We start from the raw sequence: 6,220 nt of genomic DNA, 5'->3' as shown, positions 1-6,220 counted from the left end.
CTGGATCTCCAGCGGCTCTCGCTGGCGAATGTTGTAGCCCAGGGCGATCAGATCGTTGATGTCGGTGTCGGTCCCGAGCGCGCTGGACAGATGAGCTCCCAGGATTTCCACCTGGGAGTTGTGCCGTGTGAGGCGCTTCGGAGCCTGGGTCCGGATCGCCGAATAGAGCACAGCCAGCGACGGGGGAATCCCGACGCAGCTGCCCCCGTAGATGGGATCCCGGCAGAGCCCCTGTCTCTCCGCGTTCACATCGTCGTGCGAGAGGTCGATCCCGGTCACCTCCATCAGGTTGTTGTAGTGCGCCCTCTCGGCGGACGGCTCGAAGTAGGTGTAGCCGAACGAGCTGAGATCCTCGACGTCCAGGCGCAGGCCGAGGCCGACCGTGAGGTTCGCGATCGGCTTCCAGGTGTCCTGGATATAGACCCCGAAGTTCTTGCCGGTCGACTCGGCGTCCACAGACCTAGGGATGCCAAGAATTGCCGTCACTGCGCTGGGAGTGGTCGGCGCAGAGCCACCCAGGGTCCTGGAGGCGGTCCTCGGCCTGGGGATGCGCAGGGAGGAGCGCTGCCAGAGTGTCCCTTCGTATCCTTCCTTTTCGAACGAGCCGCCGATCTTGAGATCGTGCGAGCCGCCGAATTCCCCGACGAACAGGGAGAGGTCTTCCTTGAAGGTGAGGCGGGTGCGGTTGTCGTCGGACTCGTAGGGGTAGGGCCCGCTGTAGCGTCCCGAAACGTCGCGGGTGAAGTCGAGATCGGGGGCCAGCGGAGTGCGGTACTCGCTGGGTTCTTTTTGGCCGTCGCCGTTCGCGTCGTTCCAGAACGGAAAAGGAGTCAGTCCCGAGGTTCCCACCACATCGAGCTGGCCGTTGCCGTTGGCATCCTCCGAATCGAGCCGGCCATTGCCGCGCGTGCCGGGGATGACGCCGTCGGGGCACTGGAGCGACAGTGCGCAGGGGATTCCGGTGTCTTCAAAAGGATCGGCCGTCCCGTTATGGTTGAGGTCATCCTCGAAATCGAAGGTACCGTTGCAATTGACATCCTCATGTTCGGCCCCTTCGCACCCCACCGCCGGCGTGAGCCTGCCGTCCTTGTCCAAGTCCTCAAGGGCGGCCAGCACGCCGTCGAAGTTGTAATCCTCGAAGACGTCGTAGCGCCGGTCGCGGTCGTAATCCTCTCCCGGGTCGCGCTCACGTCCCTGCAGGAAGCCGTCGGCATTGCCTCCAAGGGCGGGGACGTCGTCCACGTAGAGAACGCCGTTGCCATTGGTGTCGGGATTGCTCGTGGCGCGCTGCTGGAAGTTGTTGTCGAACCAGGAGACGGCCGAATCGAGGAACATCGTCGGGCTGAAGACCGCCGACTCGCGCAGCGTGTAGGTCGGCCCTCCCCGCTTGAAGGTGTATCCCGACTCGATGGGCACCACGCTGCTCAGGCCCTGGTTGTCATCCTGGGTCCGGTCGACCGTGAGGGAGAGGGCGAGCTTGTTGGCCGTATTGATCTGCCAGGTGCTCTTCCCGAAGGCTCGGTAGCCGTGGGTCCCTACCACGTAGGCCTGGGTGATCGCATCGACCGGTGTCTCCACCTGCACATACTCCCCGGAGACGATGTACCAGAGCTTGTCGTGCAGGATCGGTCCGGACAGGGAAAGGTAAGGGTAGAGATCGGTGAAGCGCAGATCGCTGAAGCTTGCGCTGCCCAGCCCCCCGACGAGCTCCGGGTCATCGGTCCCCGCCCCGTCGCCATCCAGGCGGTTGGTGCGAATGTAGAATTTGGCGGAGCCCTTGAAATCGTTGCCGCCCGATTTCGTGAGGATGTTGACGAACCCCCCCTGGGCCCGGCTGAATTCGGCGCGGCTGCCCGAGGTAATGACCTCGATTTCCTGGATCGACTCGATGTTGAGCTGCTGGCCGTAATAGCCGGAGAAGGGATCGGTGGTATTGACGCCGTCCACCAGCGTCAACACGTCGGTGTCGCGCGCCCCGTGGATGTTCGGGTTGCCGGTGTTGTTCACGTCGGTGACGCCGGGGGCGAGGCTCAGGATGTCCTGATAGTCCCTGCCCAGGACCGGCAGCCCCGAGATGAACTCGGAGGAGAAGCTGGTGGAGGTGGCGACGGTGTCGGTATCGACGACGTCGGCTTTTCCTTCGACTTTGACTGTCTCCTTGAGCTCGGAGGCGGGCCGCAGGACGACGTCCTGATTGAAGGCTCCTCCGTCGGGGACCGTCAGATCGGCGAACTCCGTCGCGGCATAGGTCGGCATCGATGCCCGCAGGCGATAGCCCGGGCCCGCGGGCAGCCCGATGATCCGGAAGGTACCCCGGGTGTCGGTGACCCCGCCTCGCTCCGGCACCCCCAGAGCGTCGTTTCGGACCACCACCGTCACGCCCGGCAACGGGGTGCCCGAGCGATCCACCACGATTCCCCGGATCTCTCCCGAGACCGCCAGGACGGCGGTTACGGCCAGACAGAACGCGGTGGCCAGCGCCAGCAATGTCGAAAAACGGGTCCGCATCAGCCGAACAACTCCCGGGCGACCCAGAGGTCGCCGAATCCTCCTATAGATCCGAGGGAATGGCCGGAGAGGCAAGGGGAGAATAGCACGCCATTGCAAAAAGTGCAGCCGGGGAGGGGAGGAAAGGGCGCGGCCCGTGACCGGACCGCGCCCTTCGAGGCTGATAGCGTCAAATCTGCTAAGGGGCCGACTTCTTGGCGGCCGCCGCTCCGGCGGGGGCCGACGGCTTCGGGATGGTGATGTCCACCGGCACGACGTTCCCGAAGGAGGTCAGGGGACGATCCTGGCCCTTGTTCGGGCCCACCACCAGGATCGCCAGCTGGTCCTTATGGACGTACTTCTTCGCCACCCGTGCGACGTCGGCCGTGGTCACCTTCTCGATGTTCTCGCGGTAGCGCGACAGGTAATCGGCCGGGTAGCCGAAATAGGCGTAGACCATCTGCTGGATAAGGACTTCTTCCTTGGAGTCGAAGTTGAAGACGAAGGAGTTGAGGATCGACTCCTTGGCCATCTTCACTTCATCGTCGGTGGGAGGGGTCCCGACCAGGTTGGTTATCTCCTCGAGCAGCGCGTCGATGCCGGCCGCCGTGGTCTCGGTCTTGGTGGTCATCCAGACGTTGAAGGTCCCCGGGTAATCGTAGTTGTAGTCGACCGCGCCGCGCACCGAGTAGGCCAGCCCCTTCTTGCTGCGCACGTTGCTGAACAGGCGCGCCGCGAAGCCGCCGCCGAATGCCTCGTTCATGACGGCGACGGCGTAGACGTCGGGGTTCTTCCGCTCGATTCCGAGATGGCCCATGATGATGTCGGACTGGGTCATGTCGTCCTTCTGGACGTAGTAGATCCCGGGCTTGGACGTGGTCTGGAAGGCGGCGGTCGCGTCCTTCGCTTCCGGGCCCTTGGACCAGTCGCCGAAGGCGCTCTTCAGCTTCGCTTCCATGTCCTGCGGGCTGAAGTCGCCGACCACCCCGAGAATGATCCGGTTCGGGACGTAGTACTTCTTGTGGAAGGCAGCCAGATCCTCGCGGGTGATGGAGCCGAGCGTGGCGAACTCGGTCACGCGCGCGTAGGGGCTGTCCACACCGTAGATGACCTTCTCGAACTCCCGGAACATGATCTGCTGCGGGTTGTCGTTGCGCCGGGCGATGCCGGTCCCGACCTGGCTCTTGGCGACGGCGATCTTCTGGTCGGCGAAGACCGGGTTGCGCAGGACGTCGGCGAGGACCTTGAGGACCTCGGGGAAGTCCTGCTTCAGGCTCCAGGCCTCGGCAAAGCCGGCCGTGTCGTCGACGCCCGTCTCGATGCGGGCGCCGCGCGCCTCCAGGAAGTCGTCGATCTGGTCGCCGGTCATCGTCTTGGTGCCGCCGGTGCGCAGCACGTCGCCGAAGACCTCTCCCAGGCCCGCCTTGTCGGCCGGGATGAGCCGCGTCCCGGTCCGGACGCGCGTCACCACCTCGATGGTGGGAAGCTCGTGGTCCTCGAGCATCAGCACCAGCATTCCGTTGGGCAGCGTCACGCGCTTCGGCACGGGAATGGGCACGGAGCGCAGTGGGGGACTCTTGATCTCTTTGTAGTTCTTGACCTGCGCGGCGGCGGGCAGGACACAGGTCAGCGCGAGCAGGGATGCGGAAATCACACGGGTCGTTTTCATGAGGTCCTCCTTACCGGCCCGCGGCGCCGCCGGCGGACGCCGGCGCGACGGTTTCGACCACGGCCACCGTCCGGTTGGTGTCCGTGAACAGCTGGTTCGAGACGCGGCGGATGTCGGCCGCGGTCACCTTGTCAATCTTGTCGACGGCGCGGAACAGCTCGCGCCAGTCTCCGAAGGTCGTCTGGTACTCGGCCAGGTTGTTGGCCAGCCCCTGGTTGCTCCCCAGGCTCTCGATCAGGGTGGCCTTGGCGCGCGTCTTCACCATGGCCAGCTCCTCGGCGCTCACGTCCTGCTTCTTCATCTTGTCCAGCTCGGCGCGGATGCCGTCGCGCACCTCGTCGTTCGAGTGGCCCGGCGTCGGCACGCCGAAGACGATGAACAGGTTGGGGAACTTGTCGCCCGGGAACGACGGGAACGACTGGGCCGCGGCCGCGATCTGCTTGTCGCGCACCAGGCTGCGGTACAGCCTCGAGGTGCGGCCGTTCGACAGGACGTCGACGATCGACGAGTAGATCGGCGCGTCGGGATCGGTGGTGGCCGGCTTGTGATACCCCTCGACGTAGAAGGGCTGCGCCGGATCCGGGATCCGGATGAACTTCTCCCCGACCTGGGGCGGCTCGACGGTGCGGATCGGCGGAGGCGGCGAGCCCGCCTTGGCCCGGCCGAAGTACTTCTCGATGATCGGCAGCACCTCCGAGGCCTTGACGTCGCCGACCACCGAGGTGACCAGGTTCGACGGCACGTAGTAGGTCTCGTAGAACTTCTGCGCGTCCTCGCGCGAGAAGGAGTCGAGGTCGCTCATGTAGCCGACCACCGGATGCTCGTAGGGGTGGGCCGAGAAGGCGAGCATGACGAACTGCTCGATCAGCCGCCCGACCGGGTTGCTCTCGGTGCGCAGGCGGCGCTCCTCTTTCACCACGTCCCGCTCCTTGTAGAACTCGCGGAACACCGGGTTGATGAAGCGCTCCGATTCCAGGTAGGCCCACAGCTCCAGCTTGTTGGAGGGGAGGGAGTAGAAGTAGACCGTCGAATCGGCGCCGGTGCCGGCGTTGAGGCCGACGCCGCCGTTGCGGTCGATGATCTCGCCGAACTCGTTTTTGCGGATGAACTTGTCGGCGTCCTCCTGGGCGTCCTTCCAGGCCTTCTGGAGCTCCTTCACCTTGGCCGGGTCGGCCTTCAGCTTGCGGCGCTCCGTGTCGAAGGCGGCATAGGCCTTGTCCACCTTTTCCAGGGCCACCTTCTCCTGCGCGTAGTCGGTGGTGCCGATCACGCTGGTCCCCTTGAACGCCATGTGCTCGAACATGTGGGCGATGCCGGTGATCCCGGGCACCTCCTGCGCCGAGCCGACGTTCACATGGGTGGAGAAGGAGAAGACCGGCGCCTCGGGACGCTCGGCGATGATGAAGGTCCAGCCGTTGGGCAGGGTCTTCACCGTCACCTTCTTCTCGAAATCGGCCAGGCTCTGCGCCGAAGCCGGTGCGACGGCTGCGAGCACCAGCGCGGCGAGGGCGGCCGCGACGGCGATCCGCCTCAGGTTGCGACTTCCTTTCATGGTCACCTCGGGGAAAGAGTTTGAGGGGAAAGAGTTATCAAGCGTCGTAGCGCGACAGGGCAAGATTGGCGATCTCCTCGATCAGGGCCGGATAGGCCCGTCCCGATTCCTTGGCGGCCAGCGCCACCTCCGCTTTGGAGTGGAGCCAGGGGTTTGGATTCACTTCCAGGACGTAGACCTTGCCCGACTTGTCGAGGCGCATGTCGATGCGCCCATAATCCCGCAGCTCGAGAGCCTGGTAAGCGGCAAGGGCGGTCTCGTTGAGCTTCTTGACCGTCTTCTCGTCCAGGTCGGTCGGGATGATGCTCTTGGTCTTCCTATAGGCTTCGGATCCGGTCCGCCATTTTACCTCAGTCCCCGCAATCTTGGGGGTTCCCTCCGGGAGCTTCGAGAGATCCAGCTCCACCACCGGCAGGGCCGTGGGGCTTTCGTTGCCCAGCACGGTGACGTAGAGCTCCCGCCCGTCGATGTATTCCTCGATCAGGGCGGGGGAGTCGAACTTCTCGTGGATG

At 64.7% G+C, this 6,220-nt stretch carries 4 protein-coding genes; all 4 read right to left on the bottom strand.

Features of this window, described 5'->3' with window-relative positions:
- A partial coding sequence (locus VFW45_10965) for a carboxypeptidase regulatory-like domain-containing protein (GenBank protein HEU5181306.1) occupies positions 1-2,508 on the bottom strand: 2,508 nt, incomplete at its 3' end.
- A gap of 178 nt (positions 2,509-2,686) precedes the next feature.
- Positions 2,687-4,156, bottom strand: a complete 1,470-nt coding sequence (locus tag VFW45_10960; protein HEU5181305.1) for a pitrilysin family protein — start codon at positions 4,154-4,156, stop codon at positions 2,687-2,689.
- A gap of 10 nt (positions 4,157-4,166) precedes the next feature.
- On the bottom strand, positions 4,167-5,708 hold the full coding sequence (locus tag VFW45_10955; GenBank protein HEU5181304.1) for a pitrilysin family protein: 1,542 nt from the start codon (positions 5,706-5,708) through the stop codon (positions 4,167-4,169).
- Between the two features lie 37 nt (positions 5,709-5,745).
- The coding region (locus VFW45_10950; GenBank protein ID HEU5181303.1) for a D-alanine--D-alanine ligase at positions 5,746-6,220 on the bottom strand (475 nt) is incomplete at its 5' end.

The sequence above is a fragment of the Candidatus Polarisedimenticolia bacterium genome (genome assembly GCA_035764505.1).
In the GTDB taxonomy this organism is placed as follows: Bacteria; Acidobacteriota; Polarisedimenticolia; order Gp22-AA2; family AA152; genus AA152.
This window is presented reverse-complemented; position numbering and strand designations above follow the sequence as displayed.

Coding starts and splice junctions, on each gene's coding strand:
- VFW45_10960 (HEU5181305.1), bottom strand. CDS start 4,156: ATGAAAACGACCCGTGTGATTTCCGCATCCCTGCTCGCGCTGACCTGT.
- VFW45_10955 (HEU5181304.1), bottom strand. CDS start 5,708: ATGAAAGGAAGTCGCAACCTGAGGCGGATCGCCGTCGCGGCCGCCCTC.